General features: G+C 63.8%; 15 protein-coding genes and 1 pseudogene. 11 read left to right on the top strand and 5 right to left on the bottom strand.

Going from position 1 to position 15,124, the window contains the following annotated elements; translation table 11 throughout:
* Positions 1–339: 339 nt before the first annotated feature.
* Complete coding sequence (locus EDC64_RS20065) at positions 340–1,311, top strand: arsenic resistance protein (RefSeq protein WP_245504805.1); 972 nt, start codon at positions 340–342, stop codon at positions 1,309–1,311.
* Here the strand turns inward: EDC64_RS20065 and EDC64_RS20060 are convergent.
* Entirely contained in the window at positions 1,308–1,508 is a 201-nt protein-coding gene (locus EDC64_RS20060) for a MerR family transcriptional regulator (RefSeq protein WP_207916148.1), read from the bottom strand. The genes EDC64_RS20065 and EDC64_RS20060 overlap by 4 nt on opposite strands.
* A 127-nt stretch (positions 1,509–1,635) precedes the next feature.
* Here EDC64_RS20060 and EDC64_RS20055 point away from each other — a divergent pair, with 127 nt between their 5' ends.
* The 10 genes and pseudogenes from EDC64_RS20055 to EDC64_RS20010 form a co-directional block, all read left to right on the top strand.
* On the top strand, positions 1,636–2,157 hold the full coding sequence (locus EDC64_RS20055) for an arsenate reductase (azurin) small subunit (RefSeq protein WP_132034723.1): 522 nt from the start codon (positions 1,636–1,638) through the stop codon (positions 2,155–2,157).
* An 11-nt stretch (positions 2,158–2,168) separates the two neighbouring features.
* Positions 2,169–4,778 carry an arsenate reductase (azurin) large subunit gene (locus tag EDC64_RS20050; protein ID WP_132034721.1) on the top strand — a complete coding sequence of 870 codons (2,610 nt, stop codon included), beginning with the start codon at positions 2,169–2,171 and terminating at the stop codon, positions 4,776–4,778.
* 84 nt (positions 4,779–4,862) lie between these two features.
* The gene (locus EDC64_RS20045; RefSeq protein ID WP_132034719.1) at positions 4,863–5,249 is read left to right on the top strand and encodes a c-type cytochrome; all 387 of its coding nucleotides are present in this window, start codon (positions 4,863–4,865) and stop codon (positions 5,247–5,249) included.
* Between the two features lie 209 nt (positions 5,250–5,458).
* Positions 5,459–6,484 (top strand): phosphate ABC transporter substrate-binding protein PstS, encoded by a 1,026-nt coding sequence (pstS, locus tag EDC64_RS20040; protein ID WP_245504804.1) that lies wholly within the window; start codon positions 5,459–5,461, stop codon positions 6,482–6,484.
* 41 nt (positions 6,485–6,525) lie between these two features.
* Positions 6,526–7,413: a metalloregulator ArsR/SmtB family transcription factor gene (locus EDC64_RS20035; protein WP_132034715.1), complete on the top strand. Its 888-nt coding sequence runs from the start codon at positions 6,526–6,528 to the stop codon at positions 7,411–7,413.
* Positions 7,414–7,426: 13 nt separating this feature from the next.
* Positions 7,427–8,476, top strand: a complete 1,050-nt coding sequence (arsB, locus tag EDC64_RS20030) for an ACR3 family arsenite efflux transporter (protein ID WP_132034713.1) — start codon at positions 7,427–7,429, stop codon at positions 8,474–8,476.
* A gap of 45 nt (positions 8,477–8,521) precedes the next feature.
* Positions 8,522–9,565, top strand: coding sequence for an ArsJ-associated glyceraldehyde-3-phosphate dehydrogenase (locus EDC64_RS20025; RefSeq protein ID WP_132034711.1), 1,044 nt, complete (start codon positions 8,522–8,524; stop codon positions 9,563–9,565).
* Between the two features lies 1 nt (position 9,566).
* Positions 9,567–10,832 carry an organoarsenical effux MFS transporter ArsJ gene (arsJ, locus tag EDC64_RS20020; RefSeq protein ID WP_132034709.1) on the top strand — a complete coding sequence of 422 codons (1,266 nt, stop codon included), beginning with the start codon at positions 9,567–9,569 and terminating at the stop codon, positions 10,830–10,832.
* A gap of 52 nt (positions 10,833–10,884) precedes the next feature.
* Entirely contained in the window at positions 10,885–11,319 is a 435-nt protein-coding gene (gene arsC / locus EDC64_RS20015; RefSeq protein ID WP_132034707.1) for an arsenate reductase (glutaredoxin), read from the top strand.
* A gap of 490 nt (positions 11,320–11,809) precedes the next feature.
* Positions 11,810–11,983 (top strand): annotated as a pseudogene (locus EDC64_RS20010) (cation transporter); the annotation flags it as partial.
* A gap of 33 nt (positions 11,984–12,016) precedes the next feature.
* Here the strand turns inward: EDC64_RS20010 and EDC64_RS20005 are convergent.
* From EDC64_RS20005 to EDC64_RS19990, 4 genes are all read right to left on the bottom strand, one after another.
* Positions 12,017–13,216: an MFS transporter gene (locus EDC64_RS20005; RefSeq protein WP_132034705.1), complete on the bottom strand. Its 1,200-nt coding sequence runs from the start codon at positions 13,214–13,216 to the stop codon at positions 12,017–12,019.
* Between the two features lie 93 nt (positions 13,217–13,309).
* Positions 13,310–13,588 carry a hypothetical protein gene (locus tag EDC64_RS20000; RefSeq protein ID WP_132034703.1) on the bottom strand — a complete coding sequence of 93 codons (279 nt, stop codon included), beginning with the start codon at positions 13,586–13,588 and terminating at the stop codon, positions 13,310–13,312.
* 502 nt (positions 13,589–14,090) lie between these two features.
* Positions 14,091–14,318, bottom strand: a complete 228-nt coding sequence (locus EDC64_RS19995; protein WP_132034701.1) for a hypothetical protein — start codon at positions 14,316–14,318, stop codon at positions 14,091–14,093.
* Between the two features lie 421 nt (positions 14,319–14,739).
* Complete coding sequence (locus EDC64_RS19990; RefSeq protein ID WP_132034699.1) at positions 14,740–15,117, bottom strand: hypothetical protein; 378 nt, start codon at positions 15,115–15,117, stop codon at positions 14,740–14,742.
* Between the last annotated feature and the right edge of the window lie 7 nt (positions 15,118–15,124).

Below are 15,124 nucleotides of genomic sequence, written 5' to 3'. Positions count from 1 at the left end.
TTCCGAAGTCCCACCCTGGGCCCCCAAATCGCACAATTCCAACTCTCCGGAGAAACCAAGCCGAGGGGTCAGGGCAAAACAGATGAAGCATCCCGGAGCGTCGATCACGACGTTTCCCGCCTTCCACCGGACATGACGGAGGTCGAGCGGAGGACCATCATTTGTCGAAGCACTCGTTAGAGGTGGGACCAGGGTCTTCGGGGTTCCTAATTCGTATGGGTCTCCTTTCGGCAATCGGTGTGATTCCGCCATCGCCCAGGTGCATGCTCCTTCTTATTGCGTCGCACATCACTCACGGTTACCTGATGTGGAGACCCGTCAAAGCAGGAAGCATTGTTCGTGAGGGAAGCGCTTGAACGGCGGCAAATCTGGATCTACTTCGCGAGCGTCATCGCTGGCACTTTCGCCGCCTCGGCAATAGCGGGAACCGAAGGGCTGGAACCCCTGGTGAACCCGGCCCTCGCCCTCATGCTCTTCGTCACCTTCTTGCAGGTGCCGCTCGCCGAGGTCGGCAAGGCATTCCGGGAAATACGGTTCCTCATCGCGCTGATGGTGTCGAACTTCCTGGCGGTTCCCTGTCTCGTCCTCCTGCTTGTCAGTTTCGCCCCGAACGATGCGCTCGTCCGGCTCGGCATACTGATGGTCCTCTTAACGCCGTGCATCGACTACGTGATCACGTTTTCCCAGCTTGGCCGTGCCGATGCACGGCTTCTGCTCGCCTCGACTCCGTTGCTGCTCGTGATCCAAATGGCGCTTCTGCCGTTCTATCTCACGGCATTCCTCGGCGATCAGGTCTCCGGCCTCGTGAGCCTGGCCCCCTTCCTGCGCGCCTTCATCTGGCTGATCATGGTGCCGCTCGCATTCGCGGCCGTTGCTCAGTTCTGGGCTTCCTGCGGCCCAACGGGACGTAGGGTCGTCGCGTGGCTTGGTATCCTCCCCGTTCTGTCGACCGCGCTCGTCTTATTCCTCGTGGTGGCTGCCACGGTGCCGCTGCTGGGAAACGCCGCGGACAAGGCCTTGGGTGTTGTCCCGATTTACGTCGCCTTCGCCATATTCGCTCCGATGCTGGGACTCGCAGTCGGTCGAGTATTCAGGCTCGGAACGGCTGCGTCGCGCTCGGTGGCCTTCTCTAGCTCCACCCGCAACTCCCTTGTCGTGCTACCCCTGGCTCTCGCCGTTCCGGGCGCCGTGCCCGTACTTCCGGCCGTGATCGTGACGCAGACGTTGGTCGAACTCATTTCGGAGCTCGTCTACATCAGGATCCTACCTTTGTTCGGCCGGAAGAGCGAAGCAGCGGAGCAATCCGCCTAAGGATCAACATCCACACCCGCGTCGGCCTGGTTTCCGAGAATCACGCATTCGGCTGCCGGGCCGCCCGCGCATTCGACATCGTAGCGCTGGACGAACTGCTCAAGGCTTCTCTCCAATTCGCGCATCTCGGCTACGCTGCCGAGCGGTGTCCGGAATGTCGGATGGCGGTGGCGCAGCACGTTCGGAACCTCGAACATTTCGGTTTCGGCGGGTTCCTGCGCCAATCAATAACATATTGAAATAAAACAACTCCTCCTCCTGGTCCAACTCCTGCAAAGCGGAATGACCCACGCGCACGACGTGGGCTTCCGGGAGGGAGCCAGCATGAAGAGCTTCAGGACCGTCATCGACACGAGCCGCCGAAGGTTCCTCACCGGTGCGGGCATGATGACCGCGGGCATGGCGGCGGCCTCCGTCATGCCGAAGGAGGCGAAGGCCGCCCCGGCGGCCGCCCTCGTCGACTATCCCTCCAACCGCCTCGCCAACGTCGGCGACCTGAAGGTCAACGAGCCGCTCGACGTCACCTATCCGGACGCGGACGCCCCCGGCGTCCTGATCAAGCTCGGAAAGCGAGTCCCCGACGGAGCGGGCCCCGATGGCGACATCGTCGGATTCACGACCGTCTGCCCGCACAAGGGATTCCCGCTCACCTACAACACCGCGGACAGGACCATGAACTGCCCCGGCCACTACTCGCGGTTCGACTGCGAGAAGGGCGGACAGCAGGTCTGGGGACAGGCCACGCAGAACCTGCCGCAGTACGCACTCCGCATCGACGCCAAGGGAGACATCTACGCCGATGGCGTGGACGAGCTTCTCTACGGCCGCCTGTCGAACGTTCTCTGAGGGAGGGAAAGATGGCCTACAAACGCCAGATCGGAAGGCTTCCGATCGTCCCGGCCGACGCCACCGTGCACAATGTCGTCTGCCACTATTGCATCGTCGGCTGCGGCTACAAGGCCTACACATGGGATGCCCGATACGAGGGCGGCACGGCTCCCAAGGACAATGCCTTCGGCGTCGACCTGTCCAAGCAGCAGGACGCGGAGACCACCGCCTGGTACCCGCCGTCCATGTACAATTTGGTCAAGCAGAACGGGAAGGACGTCCATCTCGTCCTCAAGCCCGACAAGGACTGCGTGGTGAACTCCGGCCTCGGGTCCGTACGCGGCGCACGCATGGCGGAGATGAGCTACTCGCGCCAGCGCAACACCGAGCTTCAGCGCCTGACCAATCCCCTCGTATGGCGCTACGGCCAGCTCCAGCCCACGAGCTGGGACGATGCCCTCGACCTCGTCGCGCGCGTCACCGCGAATGTCGTTGCGGCCCAGGGCGAGGATGCCCTGTTCGTCTCCGCCTACGACCACGGTGGTGCCGGCGGCGGCTATGAGAACACCTGGGGCACGGGCAAGCTCTATTTCGGCGCGATGAAGATCAAGAACATCCGCATCCACAACCGCCCGGCCTACAATTCCGAGGTCCACGGAACCCGTGACATGGGCGTCGGCGAACTCAACAACTGCTACGAGGATGCCGAACTCGCGGACACCATCGTCGCCGTCGGCACCAACGCGCTCGAGACCCAGACCAACTACTTCCTCAATCACTGGGTCCCCAACATGCGCGGGACGTCGGTCGACAAAAAGAAGAAGGAATTCGGAAACGAGGCCGTGGACCGGGCCCGCGTGGTGATCGTCGATCCGCGGCGGACCGTGACGGTCAATGCCTGCGAGATCGAGGCGGGCAAGGAGAACGTCCTGCACCTCGCCATCAACTCCGGGACCGACCTGATCCTGTTCAACGCCTGGCTCACCTACGCCGCCGACAAGGGATGGGTGGATCGGGCCTTCATCGCCGCGTCCACGAAGGACTTCGACAAGGCGGTCGCCGCCAACAAGGTCAGCGTCGCGGATGCGGCGAAGATCACGGGAGTCAGCGAAGCCGACATCGTGAAGGCCATCACGTGGATCGCCGAGCCGAAGGCGGGCAACGCCCGGCGCCGGACCATGTTCGCCTACGAGAAGGGCCTGATCTGGGGCAACGACAACTACCGCACCAACCAGTCCCTCGTGAACCTCGCGCTCGCCACGGGCAATGTCGGCCGCCCGGGCGGCGGCTGCGTGCGCATGGGCGGCCACCAGGAGGGATACTGCCGCCCCTCGGACGCCCATGTGGGACGCCCGGCCGCCTACGTGGACAAGCTGCTCATCGAGGGCAAGGGCGCGGTCCACCACGTCTGGGGCTGCGACCACTACAAGACCACCCTGAACGCAATGGAGTTCAAGCGGGTCTACAAGAAGCGGACCGACATGGTGAAGGACGCCATGAACTCCGTGCCCTACGGCGACCGGGATGCCATGGTGAAGGCCATCACGGACGCCATCCGCCAGGGTGGCCTGTTCTCGGTGGACGTCGACATCGTCCCGACCAAGATCGGCGAGGCCGCGCACGTCATCCTGCCGGCAGCGACCTCCGGCGAGATGAACCTCACCTCCATGAACGGCGAGCGGCGCATGCGCCTCACGGAGCGCTACATGGACCCGCCGGGACAGGCGATGCCCGACTGCCTGATCGCGGCGCGGCTCGCCAACCACATGGAGCGTGCGTTCCGCGCCCTCGGCAAGCCGGACATCGCAGGCAAGTTCACCGGCTTCGACTGGAAGACCGAGGAAGATGCCTTCATGGATGGGTATCACCAGCATGAGAAGGGCGGCGAGTTCGTCACCTACGCTCGCCTGCGCGCCATGGGAACGAACGGCTTCCAGGAGCCGGCGGTGGGGCTCGAGAGCACCGGCGCGGTGGCGGCGGGGACATCCACGGGCGCGCCCGGCGAAGTCCTGAAGGGCCCCGCCATCGAGGGTGCGCGCGGGAAGGAGCCCGTGCAGAAGGACGCGCCCACGCTCGCGGGTGCCGCGCCTACGCCGCCCGCCGACACCCAGCGGATCATCGGCACGAAGCGCCTGTATGCGGACGGGAAGTTCAACGCACCGGACGGGAAGGCGACCTTCATGCCCACCCAATGGCGCGGCCTCCAGGCACCGGGGAAGCAGGCCGAGAAGGACAAATTCCCCTACCTGATCAACAATGGGCGGGCGAACCTCGTCTGGCAGAGCGCCTATCTCGATGTCGAGAACGAGTTGGTGATGGACAGGTGGCCCTTCCCGTTCATCGAGATGAACCCGCAGGACATGGCCGAGCTGAACCTGAAGGAGGGCGACCTCGTCGAGGTCTACAACGACAATGGCTCGACCCAGGCCATGGCGTATCCGACGCCCACCGCGAAACGAAAACAGGCCTTCATGCTGTTCGCCTATCCTACGGGCGTGCAGGGCAACGTGGTCTCGGCGGGAGTGAACGAGTTCATCATCCCGAACTACAAGCAGACCTGGGGCAGCATCCGGAAGATCTCCGACGCCCCGGCCGGCGTCGCCCACCTCACCTTCAAGTCGAAGGAATACACGGCATAGGCCCCCCGGCCCCGCGTTTCGGCGCGGGGCCCTCCTCACCGAGGCCGCACCGCCTTTCCCGCCCGAGCTCATCAGGAAGCATCAATGAAGCGTCTCGCATTCTGCGCGGCAGCGCTCGTCATCGCCTGCCAGTCCACGGCCTTCGGACAGGATGCCGAAGCCGGAAAGCGCATCTTCGCGCGCTGCTCCCCGTGCCATGCCGTCGGCCCCAATGCGCCCAACAAGGTCGGCCCGGAGCTGAACGGTCTATTCGGCCGGAAGGCGGGATCCGTTCCCGGCTATGCCTATTCCCCGGCGAACTTGCAGTCCGGCATCACCTGGACCGAGGAGGAGTTCACCGCCTACATCAAGGACCCCAAGGGCGTCATCAAGGGAACCAAGATGAGCTTCGCAGGGGTGAAGAACGAGCAGGAGGTCAAGGACCTCGTCGCCTTCCTGAAGGCGTTCGACGCCGACGGCCAGCCCAAATGACGGTGGACGCCCGTTCGATCCCCCTCCGGCACCAAGCCTCATAGGCGCCCGAGCCACTTCACGGACAGCGAAGCCGTTGCCATTCGGCGCGACGGCCAGCATCGTCACATACACGTCACTCCCGCTGCTTATTCGATCTGTCGACGAGCATGGACATATCGTGCTATACGAGTCCGTGGACGGAAACGCCAATATGCCGGGAGGCACCCGTGACACGCATCTTCAGTCTGGCCATCGCTGCATTGACCGCCGCCGCCGTGCTCGCGCCCGCAGCGCGCGCCGACGATGTCCGAGGAGCGGGGTCGACGTTCGCCTACCCGATCATCTGGAAGTGGTCGCAGGCCTTCCGGGAGAAGACGGGCCAGACGGTCAGCTACCAATCCGTCGGCTCGTCGGCGGGCGTCAATGCGATCAAGGATCGGACGGCCGACTTCGGGGCTTCGGATAAGCCGCTGCAACCGGCAGAGCTCGCGAAACTCGGCCTCGGTCAGTTTCCCATCGTGTTCGGCGGGGTCGTGCCCGTCCTCAACGTCGACGGGATCGGTCCCGGCCAGATGAAGTTCACGGGGGCACTGCTGGCCGACATCTTCCTGGGGAAGATCACCAACTGGAACGATCCGGCAATCAAGGCCGTCAATCCGGACCTGACCTTCCCCGATGCGAAGATCGCCGTGGTTCACCGGTCCGACGGCTCGGGCACGACCTTCAACTGGGTCTCCTACCTGTCGAAGGCGAGCCCCGAATGGAAGCAGCGGGTCGGCGAGGGAAATGCCGTCGACTGGCCGGTCGGCTCCGGGGCACGGGGCAATGAGGGCGTGGCAACCGACGTGAAGCGCATCAAGAACTCGATCGGCTATGTCGAATTCACGTATGTCGTCCAGGTGAAGTTGACCTACGGCCTCGTCCAGAACCGGGCCGGCAAGTTCATTGCCCCGAGCGCGGCTTCGTTCCAGGCAGCGGCCGCAAGCTTCGATTGGACGAAGGCGGATGACTTCGCGGTCATCATCAACGATTCCCCTGCCGAGGATGCCTATCCGATCGCCGCCTCCACATTCGTGCTGATGTACAAAGACCCCAAGGCTGCCGGCGCGAGCCGGGCGGCGTTCGACTTCTGGAAGTTCTCGCTCGGCGAAGGCGAGAAGTACGCTTCGCAACTCGGCTACGTTCCCTTGCCCCCCGCACTGGTAGAGCAGGTCAAGGCGTACTGGGCCCGAACCTTCAAGGGCGGCGCATAGGGCTACGCCGCCGTCAGGCATTTCCAACGAGCGAGATTTTCATGGGCACGGCGACATTCAACGCGGACGACGCAATCAAGGTCTTCGATGCGCTGGCGCAGCCGACGCGGCTGGAGACCTACCGTCTGCTGCTGCGGTACATGCCTTATGGTCTGCCCGCGGGTGATATCGCCCGACTGCTTGCCGTGCCCCACAACACCATGTCCACGCACCTCTCCTTGCTCGAGAGGGCGGGCCTCCTTACCGCGCGTCGCGAGGGACGATCGATCATCTATGCGGCGAACGTCGCGCCCGCCGCCCCACCGCTCGCGTCCCTGATGGGGGAGATGGGCTTCACGGCAACGCCCCGCCGGGGCGGACTCGTCTCTTCCTTCCCACAGGTGCGCACCGCCGCCGCCAACGACCGCATCTACAACGTCCTTCTCGTCTGTTCGGCGAATTCCGCGCGCTCCGTGATCGCGGAGGCGATCCTGAACCGCGAGGGACGGGGGCGCTTCCGTGCCTTCTCCGCGGGGAGCCGTCCGAAGGGGAAGCCCCATCCTGCCGTGATCTCCCTCCTCCAATCCCTCGGCTACGAGACGGATGGGCTCTCCTCGAAGAGTTGGAGCGGGTTCGCGACGAAGGATGCGCCGGAGATGGATTTCGTCATCACCACCTGCGACACGGCGGCGGGCGAACAATGTCCGGCCTTCCCGGGGCACCCGCTCCAGGCGCATTGGGGACTGCCGGATCCCGCCCTCGTGAAGGGCTCGGAGGCGGAGCAGCGGGCCGCGTTCGTCGCGACCTACCGGCGCCTTGCATCCCGCATGTCCGCGTTCGTGAACCTGCCTTTCGCCGAACTCGATCTTGCGACCCTCAAGGATCGCATCGCCGAGATCGGCCGGATGGAAGGGGCGACCGAGCTGACGCTCTCCGGCATCGCCGCATAAGGAATCGATCCTCGTGTCCGTATTCGAGCGCTACCTGACCGTCTGGGTCTTCCTCTGCATCGTCGTCGGCATAGCCCTCGGCGCCGCCGCGCCCTCGGCCTTCCAGGTGATCGGAAGCCTGGAGGTCGCGCAGGTGAACCTGCCCGTCGCTGTCCTGATCTGGCTGATGATCGTCCCCATGCTGCTGAAGATCGACTTCGGGGCGCTTGCCCAGGTCGGCCGGCATTGGCGCGGAATCTCGGTCACGCTGCTGGTCAACTGGGGCGTGAAGCCCTTCTCCATGGCGGTGCTCGGCTGGCTCTTCATCGGCTACCTGTTCCGGCCGTACCTACCCGCCGACCAGATCGACAGCTACATCGCCGGACTGATCCTGCTCGCGTCGGCCCCCTGCACGGCCATGGTGTTCGTCTGGTCCAACCTGACGAAGGGCGAGCCGCATTTCACCCTGTCCCAGGTGGCGCTGAACGACGCCATCATGATCGTGGCGTTCGCACCGGTGGTCGGCCTCCTCCTCGGACTGTCGTCGATCACGGTGCCGTGGAACACGCTGCTCCTGTCCGTGGTGCTCTACATCGTCGTTCCGGTCATCGCCGCCCAGTTGATCCGCGGGCGCATCCTCGCCGGGGGTGGGCAAGCGGCGCTGGACCGGGTCCTCGGCGTCCTCCAGCCCGCCTCCCTCGTGGCGCTGCTGGCCACCCTGGTCCTGCTGTTCGCCTTCCAGGGCGAGCAGATCCTCGCCCAGCCGCTGGTCATCGCCCTCCTGGCGGTGCCGATCCTGATCCAGGTCTACTTCAACTCCGGGCTTGCCTATCTGCTGAACCGGATGTCCGGCGAAGCCCATTGCGTCGCGGGCCCGTCCGCCCTGATCGGCGCGTCCAACTTCTTCGAGCTCGCGGTCGCCGCCGCCATCAGCCTCTTCGGCTTCCAGTCCGGCGCGGCGCTGGCCACCGTGGTCGGCGTGCTCATCGAGGTGCCGGTCATGCTGTCGGTCGTGTGGATCGTGAACCGCTCGAAGGATTGGTACGAGGCCGGAGGCGTGAAGGTTCCGGATGCCTCCCATTGATCAAGCGCGCCGACGCGAACGCGGCGCGAGCACGGGGATGAGAAGATGAGAGTGGGAATCAATGGCCTCGGCCGGATCGGACGCCTCGCCCTGCGGGCCTCCATGGGCGGCGCCGAACGTCCCGTCGACGATCCGCGCGGCAACAATCGCCTCGACGTGGTCCATCTCAACGAGATCAAGGGCGGTTCGGCAGCGATCGCCCATCTCCTCGAGTTCGACAGCGTCCAGGGCCGCTGGCGGATGCCCATATCGGCGGAGGGAGCCGAGGACATCCGGATTGACGGGAAGAACCTGTCCTTCTCCTCCCATGCCGCACCCGGCGATATCCCGTGGGGCGACCTGGGCGTGGACGTCGTGCTCGAGGCCACCGGCAAGTTCCTCACTCCCGAGACGCTGGAGGGCCATCTCAAGCGCGGGGCGAAGCGGGTGATCGTGGCGGCGCCGGTGAAGGACCCTTCCGTCCTGAACGTCGTCGTGGGCGTCAATGAGCACCTTTACGAGCGGTCGAAGCACCCCATCGTGACCGCCGCCTCCTGCACCACCAATTGCCTCGCTCCGGTGGTGAAGGTGGTGCACGAGAAGATCGGCATCCGGCACGGGCAGATCACCACCATCCACGATCCCACGAACACGAACGTGGTGGTGGACGCCCCCCACAAGGACCTGAGGCGCGCCCGGTCGGCGATGCTTTCGCTCCAGCCCACCACCACGGGCAGCGCCACGGCCATCGCCCTGATCTATCCGGAGCTCAAGGGCAAGCTGAACGGCCACGCGGTGCGCGCGCCCGTGCTGAACGCATCCCTCACCGATTGCGTGTTCGAGCTGAACCGGGAAACCACCGCCGAGGAGGTCAACGATCTGTTCCGGGAGGCCGCCGAGGGCGCGTTGCGCGGCATCCTCGGATTCGAGCCGCGTCCCCTGGTCTCGGCGGACTATGCGCGCGACACCCGTTCCTCGATCGTTGACGGCCTGTCCACGCTGGTGACCGACGGGACCCTCCTGAAGGTCTACGCCTGGTACGACAACGAGATGGGCTATGCGTGCCGGATGGTGGACCTTGCCTGCCATCTCGAGCGGGAGGGCCTCTGACATGGCCAGCGCGCCGGCGACCTCAGGGGTTCGCAACTACGCCATCGTGACGGCCGCCTACTGGGGCTTCACGCTGACCGACGGCGCGCTTCGGATGATCGTGCTCTTCACCTTCTTCAAGCTCGGCTACTCGCCGTTCACACTGGCATTCCTGTTCGTGCTCTACGAGGCTGCGGGCATCGGCGCCAACTTCATCGGAGGCTGGCTCGCGGGCCGCTACGGCATCACCCGCATGCTCACGGTGGGCCTCACGACGCAGATCTCCGGTTTCCTGATCCTGTCGGCGGTGTCGCCGTCCTGGGAGACCGCGCTGCTGGTCCCCTGGGTCGTCGCTGCCCAGGGCATCTGCGGCGTCGCCAAGGATCTGACCAAGACCGCGTCCAAGTCCGCCATCAAGGTGACCGAGGCGGACGCCAAGGGGGCCAACGCCAACACCCGCCTGTTCCGGTGGGTGGCCTGGTTCACCGGCTCGAAGAACGCCATGAAGGGCTTCGGCTTCCTCCTCGGCGGCGCGCTCCTCGAGCTCATCGGCTTCCGTCCCGCGCTGTGGCTGATGGCCGGCGCTCTCGCCCTCGTCCTCGTCGGCGTCGTCGCTTCCCTCCCGCCTATGCTGGGGAAGGCGAAGTCGAGCAAGAGCATGAAGGAGCTCTTCGCCAAGAACCGCGGCGTGAACTTGCTGGCCCTGGCCCGCGTCGCCCTGTTCGGCGCGCGCGACGTCTGGTTCGTGGTCGGTGTTCCGGTCTTCCTCTACGCCTCGGGCTGGACCTTCATCATGGTGGGTGGCTTCCTGGCCCTATGGACCATCGGCTACGGCGTGGTCCAGGCGGCCGCTCCCGCCGTCGTCACCCGCAGCCCGGACGGTCTGTCCCGAGAGGTTCCCGCGGCGCGGTGGTGGGCCCTCGCTCTCGCCCTGGTTCCGGTTGCCATGGCAGGCTGGCTTGCCCTCGCGCCACCGCATGCCGACTTCGTCCTCGTGGCAGGGCTGTCCATCTTCGGCTTCGCGTTCGCCGTGAACTCCTCCCTGCATTCCTACCTGATCCTGGCCTATGCAGGATCGGAGAAGGCCGCCGAGGACGTGGGCTTCTACTATGCCGCCAATGCCGCCGGGCGCTTCATCGGCACCCTCTCGTCCGGCCTGCTTTATCAGGTGGGTGGCATCTACGCCTGCCTCGGCGGGTCGGCCCTGATGCTCGCCATCTGCTTCGGAACCACCCTCCTGCTGCCGCTCCATGCCCAGCCGATGGGAGCGCCCGCACCGAGCCGGTAAGGGCGAGACCCTGCGGACATTCACGATCGGAAATTCAAGCGAGCCTTGGACAATGACCGACCATTCCCCCGTCACCATCTGGCACAATCCCGATTGCGGCACGTCGCGCAACACGCTGGCGATGATCCGCAATGCGGGCATCCAGCCGACCCTGATCGAGTATCTGAAGGATACGCCTTCGAGGGAGGAGGTGGCGGCGGCCATCAAGGCCGCGGGGCTGACGGTGCGCGAGGCGACGCGCCAAAAAGGCACGCCCTATGCGGAGCTGGGGCTCGACGATCCGGCCGTCACCGACGACCAGTTGCTCGACGCCATGATGGCGCACCCGATCCTCATCAATCGCCCCTTCGTCTTTACGGACCTGGGCGTCCAGCTGTGTCGCCCTTCAGAGTTGGTCCTCGACATCCTTCCGGCGCCGCAGAAGGGACCCTTCAGCAAGGAGGATGGAGAGGTCGTCATCGATGTCGAAGGGCATCGGGTCCGGTAGCCCGTATCGTCAGCGTATGAGGTAGCGCTTCCCGTCAACCTGCATCGACGAGGAGCTTCGCCGCGGGAGCCGGGCGAACCGACGACCCCTCGGATTGTCATTTGCGGGATGCCGTACCGCATTCCTCGATCCCCACCAGGCGATCAAGGTGGCTCCGGACACGAGCAATCCGACGATCGTGAATCCGATCATGAGGACGTAGTGCCATAGGGCCACTTGGTTAGTCCGATGGATGCTGGACATCGCCTGCGCCATTTCATCGACGGGCATCGCATTCAGGCGTTCGGATGCCGCGATCGTCACCTCGCGAAGCTCCAACCCCACCCAGATGGCCCCGGTGAAGCAGGCTGTGCCGGCGATGAGGCCGATCATGAAGTGGCGGCGCCCCATCATTGCTTCCATATTACGAGATATATCGACATATTATTTAGCGATCGCGTTTGAACGGTTTGTGACGGCATCTCATGCGATCGGAAGCATGAAGAGGAGGCGCAACGATGCGCGTGCCAACGTGGCCATCATCGTAGCCGGTTTCATTACGGCCTTCACCCTGTCAGCATGGCCGGACCTGATCATCGGCCTCGGCATTGCGGCCATGAACGTCGATGCGGCGCGCAAGGGCTCACAGGCGCCGCGGGAAGAGCATCGATCCGCGGAAGCTTGAGATCGACAATCCCGTACAGCCATGACCTTGGCATTATTGTACTTTTGGCAAACGCAGGGCTCCCGCCGCAGCAAACGTCGCCATGCATGCAAGCATGCCCAGAACCGCGAATGTAAATGAAAGGTTCGTTCCGGACCCAAGCAGTCCCGTGATTGGACCCAAAACGATCCAGAACAGTCCGAGCATGGTGATGCGAGCCTTCCGGAGCAACGCGCGATCCTCGACTCCGTTCGACAGTTCGATGAACTGTCCGATGGGGACCTGGGCAAGCGAGCATCCCACACCGAGTGCAAACCAAAGAACCAGCAAGCCGCCGAATGCATCCACGATGCTTCCAATGAAGAGGCCGGACGAGACCAATGCCGCACCGAAAAGGGCGACGGCCGTTCCGGGGATGCGCGCCGCCATTTGCGGGGCCAACACGATCCCGGCAATGCTCCCGAAGCCGAACACCGCCAAGGCAATTGCAACGGCCTCCCCGCTTCGGCCGAATGCCGCCATCGCAAAGACAGGCGTGTTGACCAGCACCATGGAAGCGGCCGCGGCAAACACGATGTTCAGTGCAATCATGCCGCGGAATGACCGACCGCGAATGAGACCTGGCCAAGCTCGCAGCCCGACGACCGATCCTTTCGATGGGGGGTATGACATCGAGTTAGGCAAGCCGGCGAATAAGACGAGGATCATCGAGGCCAGGACCGCGGCGGAGCTCCCGATCATGAGCGCTTCGGCACCCGCGATTCCCAGGAGCAGCAAGGCGACAAGCGGCGTGACGGCGGGCTCGAGGTTGGTCGCCAAGCTTACCAGGTTGGCGGAGTGCTTCCGGTCCGCGTCGGACCGAAGGGTGGAAAGCGCCGCCCCCCTGAAGGCCGCGCCGAATGCAGTCGAGGCGACTTCCAGGAGGAACAAGGCAACGACGATCTGCCAAGCGGAGGCGACGACCAAGGTCAAGGTGGCCGGTATCACCAATGCCGCGCCAGACAGTATGAAGCTGAGCCGAAAGGGTAAACGTCTTACAGCGGAGAGGGCCAGCGCCCCACCGAAGTGCGAGACCACTGTTCGTGCGGCGATCGAAATCCCGACTACGGCGCCCGAGTTCCATCCCGATACAGCGAAGGCGGCCAGATAAAAGCCGATCGCCGCCAGCCCGGTCGCGGTCAGCATGCAAAGCTGAGAAAGGAAGATGAGCCTATAATCCCGGTTCCCGAGCACGCCGAAAACCTTCGCGCCCACGGCGACTTCCGCGGATTGCTTTGTCCGTCGCATCTTGAACCCGAGGCTGAGGGAGGGCGGCGGGCACGGCCCGCCGCCCTCCGAGTTGGCTCGTCAGGGCGTGGTCATGAGGACCGGCTTGTCATTCAGCGCGTTCGGAAGAACCCCGATGTACGGGTTGGCTGGCCGGACAATGACGGGGACGCCCCTGATGGAAGTCCCCGACGTGCCTGCGGAAGCGGACGTGCGCCCACTCGGATAATCCCCTTGCTGCACGTCGTAGAACTCGTGCCGTTCCTGCTCCTCGGCGGTCAACGTCGACGAGTAAGGTTCAGCCTGTGCGCTCGAAACTGCGAGGAGCACGGTGGACGCGATCAGTGCATAGCGAAACATGATTTACCTCGATGATTGGAATTGAAGTGTCGTGGAAAGCTTCATTTCCAATCGGTCGAGGAGGCGGGGTCTCCGCGGGAGGACTTATCGCGACCCACTGCTGATCGCGGATTTCCCAACGAAGGGTCATCGCAAGAAGGGTTGCATTGGCGGCTGGTGTTGGCACGACCACATGGGAGCAGGTGTGGCATTCATCTCCCAAAAGAACCGCGCTACCCGAGTCGCCCTCGGCGTTCTCATCAGGGCTATGGGCCGCATACGAAACCGGTGACTGAGCGAACGAATCCGACGACGTCACGGTGAGACCGGACGCGATGAGCGCAATGACCGCCATAACTTTAATGCCGATCGAGACTATCTTTATAATTTTCGAGATCATCGTTGCTCTCTAAAACCTATTCGCCTCATGGATTGCAATTTCCTTGTGTGTAGACATCTATACTTGATTCTACGAGCAAGTCAATAATTCAAATTGAACACAGATTGGCGAGGTTATACTATATCACTGCGCATTGTTCTTATATACTTCTTGAACACATTGATTGTATCGGATGCGGCAGTGCACCAGTTCGTGTTGCCGATACCACTTATTCTTTTCAACACAGGCCTTGCGCCTGTTTGAGCAAAAACTCTCATGCTCCTTGGCGGTGGCATGCTCTGCATCCCCCGTCTGCGCGAGCGCAGACCCTGCGCATCCCAGCGCCATCACAACGGCGACGATGAACTTCATGATCGCTTCTCCTGTCTTGCGGTGATCAGGCATTCGGCACCGCCGGATTTCAGCAAATCCGTTGATGCCGAACTGCCGATGCGTTTGGACGCGTTCGCGAAGCGGAAGTCTTCAAAACGCTACTTCACATAAGAGCCAGGTTGACTACCCGGTGCTGCCCATGGGGGCGGGAACGGGAGGAACCAAGGGAAAGCCACCGGCGGAGGTTTGGAGGTTTGGGTGCTCTTGCCGTGGGTGGATGGATGGCTGAGACCGAGTTGCACATCTCGGTAAACATGCCGCTCCCTTTGCTTATGCCCCTGGGGGTTTCCTTCGAGAGCTTGGGCCGGAATGGCTGACGTCACGAGCGCCGCTGCAAGCCCAACCGCCCAGAGGCGACGCTGAATGGTGAGGTTGAATCGCATCTCAATTTCTCCAAAGGTCAGGGCGCAGAGAACTTCGCCTGGCCGGACTTTCCGGCGGCGGTCTTCACGACGACGGTGATCGCAGCGCCGGATTGGACCGGCCCGGGTGCCTGCCCCGTGAGCGCATTTCCAGATGCGGTGAGTTGGAGGGTCTTCCGGTCGCCGCCCGAGACCACCATCACGGAGCCGGTGTAGCCCTTCGTATCGACGGGCTTTCCGGCTTCGTCGAAGACGTTCACCGCCACGGTCTGGCCGGATACAACCAGCTCTGCGTGAACGCCGGCGACGTCTTCCATTGGACCGCCGTTCGGGCCCTTCTGGGCGCCGTGGGCATGCTGCGCCAAAGCGGGGCCTGACAGCAGCAGCGCAGCGGCAATGGCAGTCACTTTCAACATGGGTATC

This window comes from Aquabacter spiritensis, from assembly GCF_004346185.1.
In the GTDB taxonomy this organism is placed as follows: Bacteria; Pseudomonadota; Alphaproteobacteria; order Rhizobiales; family Xanthobacteraceae; genus Aquabacter; species Aquabacter spiritensis.
The sequence above is the reverse complement of the archived record's forward strand: the minus strand, read 5'-3'. Positions and strand labels throughout refer to the sequence as shown.

Excerpts from the sequence above, each read along its gene's own strand:
- EDC64_RS20045 (WP_132034719.1), top strand. The coding sequence starts at position 4,863 with ATGAAGCGTCTCGCATTCTGCGCGGCAGCGCTCGTCATCGCCTGCCAG.
- EDC64_RS19990 (WP_132034699.1), bottom strand. The coding sequence starts at position 15,117 with ATGTTGAAAGTGACTGCCATTGCCGCTGCGCTGCTGCTGTCAGGCCCC.
- arsC (WP_132034707.1), top strand. The coding sequence starts at position 10,885 with ATGACCGACCATTCCCCCGTCACCATCTGGCACAATCCCGATTGCGGC.
- EDC64_RS20060 (WP_207916148.1), bottom strand. The coding sequence starts at position 1,508 with ATGTTCGAGGTTCCGAACGTGCTGCGCCACCGCCATCCGACATTCCGG.
- EDC64_RS20025 (WP_132034711.1), top strand. The coding sequence starts at position 8,522 with ATGAGAGTGGGAATCAATGGCCTCGGCCGGATCGGACGCCTCGCCCTG.
- arsJ (WP_132034709.1), top strand. The coding sequence starts at position 9,567 with ATGGCCAGCGCGCCGGCGACCTCAGGGGTTCGCAACTACGCCATCGTG.
- EDC64_RS20000 (WP_132034703.1), bottom strand. The coding sequence starts at position 13,588 with ATGTTTCGCTATGCACTGATCGCGTCCACCGTGCTCCTCGCAGTTTCG.
- EDC64_RS19995 (WP_132034701.1), bottom strand. The coding sequence starts at position 14,318 with ATGAAGTTCATCGTCGCCGTTGTGATGGCGCTGGGATGCGCAGGGTCT.
- EDC64_RS20055 (WP_132034723.1), top strand. The coding sequence starts at position 1,636 with ATGAAGAGCTTCAGGACCGTCATCGACACGAGCCGCCGAAGGTTCCTC.
- EDC64_RS20035 (WP_132034715.1), top strand. The coding sequence starts at position 6,526 with ATGGGCACGGCGACATTCAACGCGGACGACGCAATCAAGGTCTTCGAT.
- EDC64_RS20050 (WP_132034721.1), top strand. The coding sequence starts at position 2,169 with ATGGCCTACAAACGCCAGATCGGAAGGCTTCCGATCGTCCCGGCCGAC.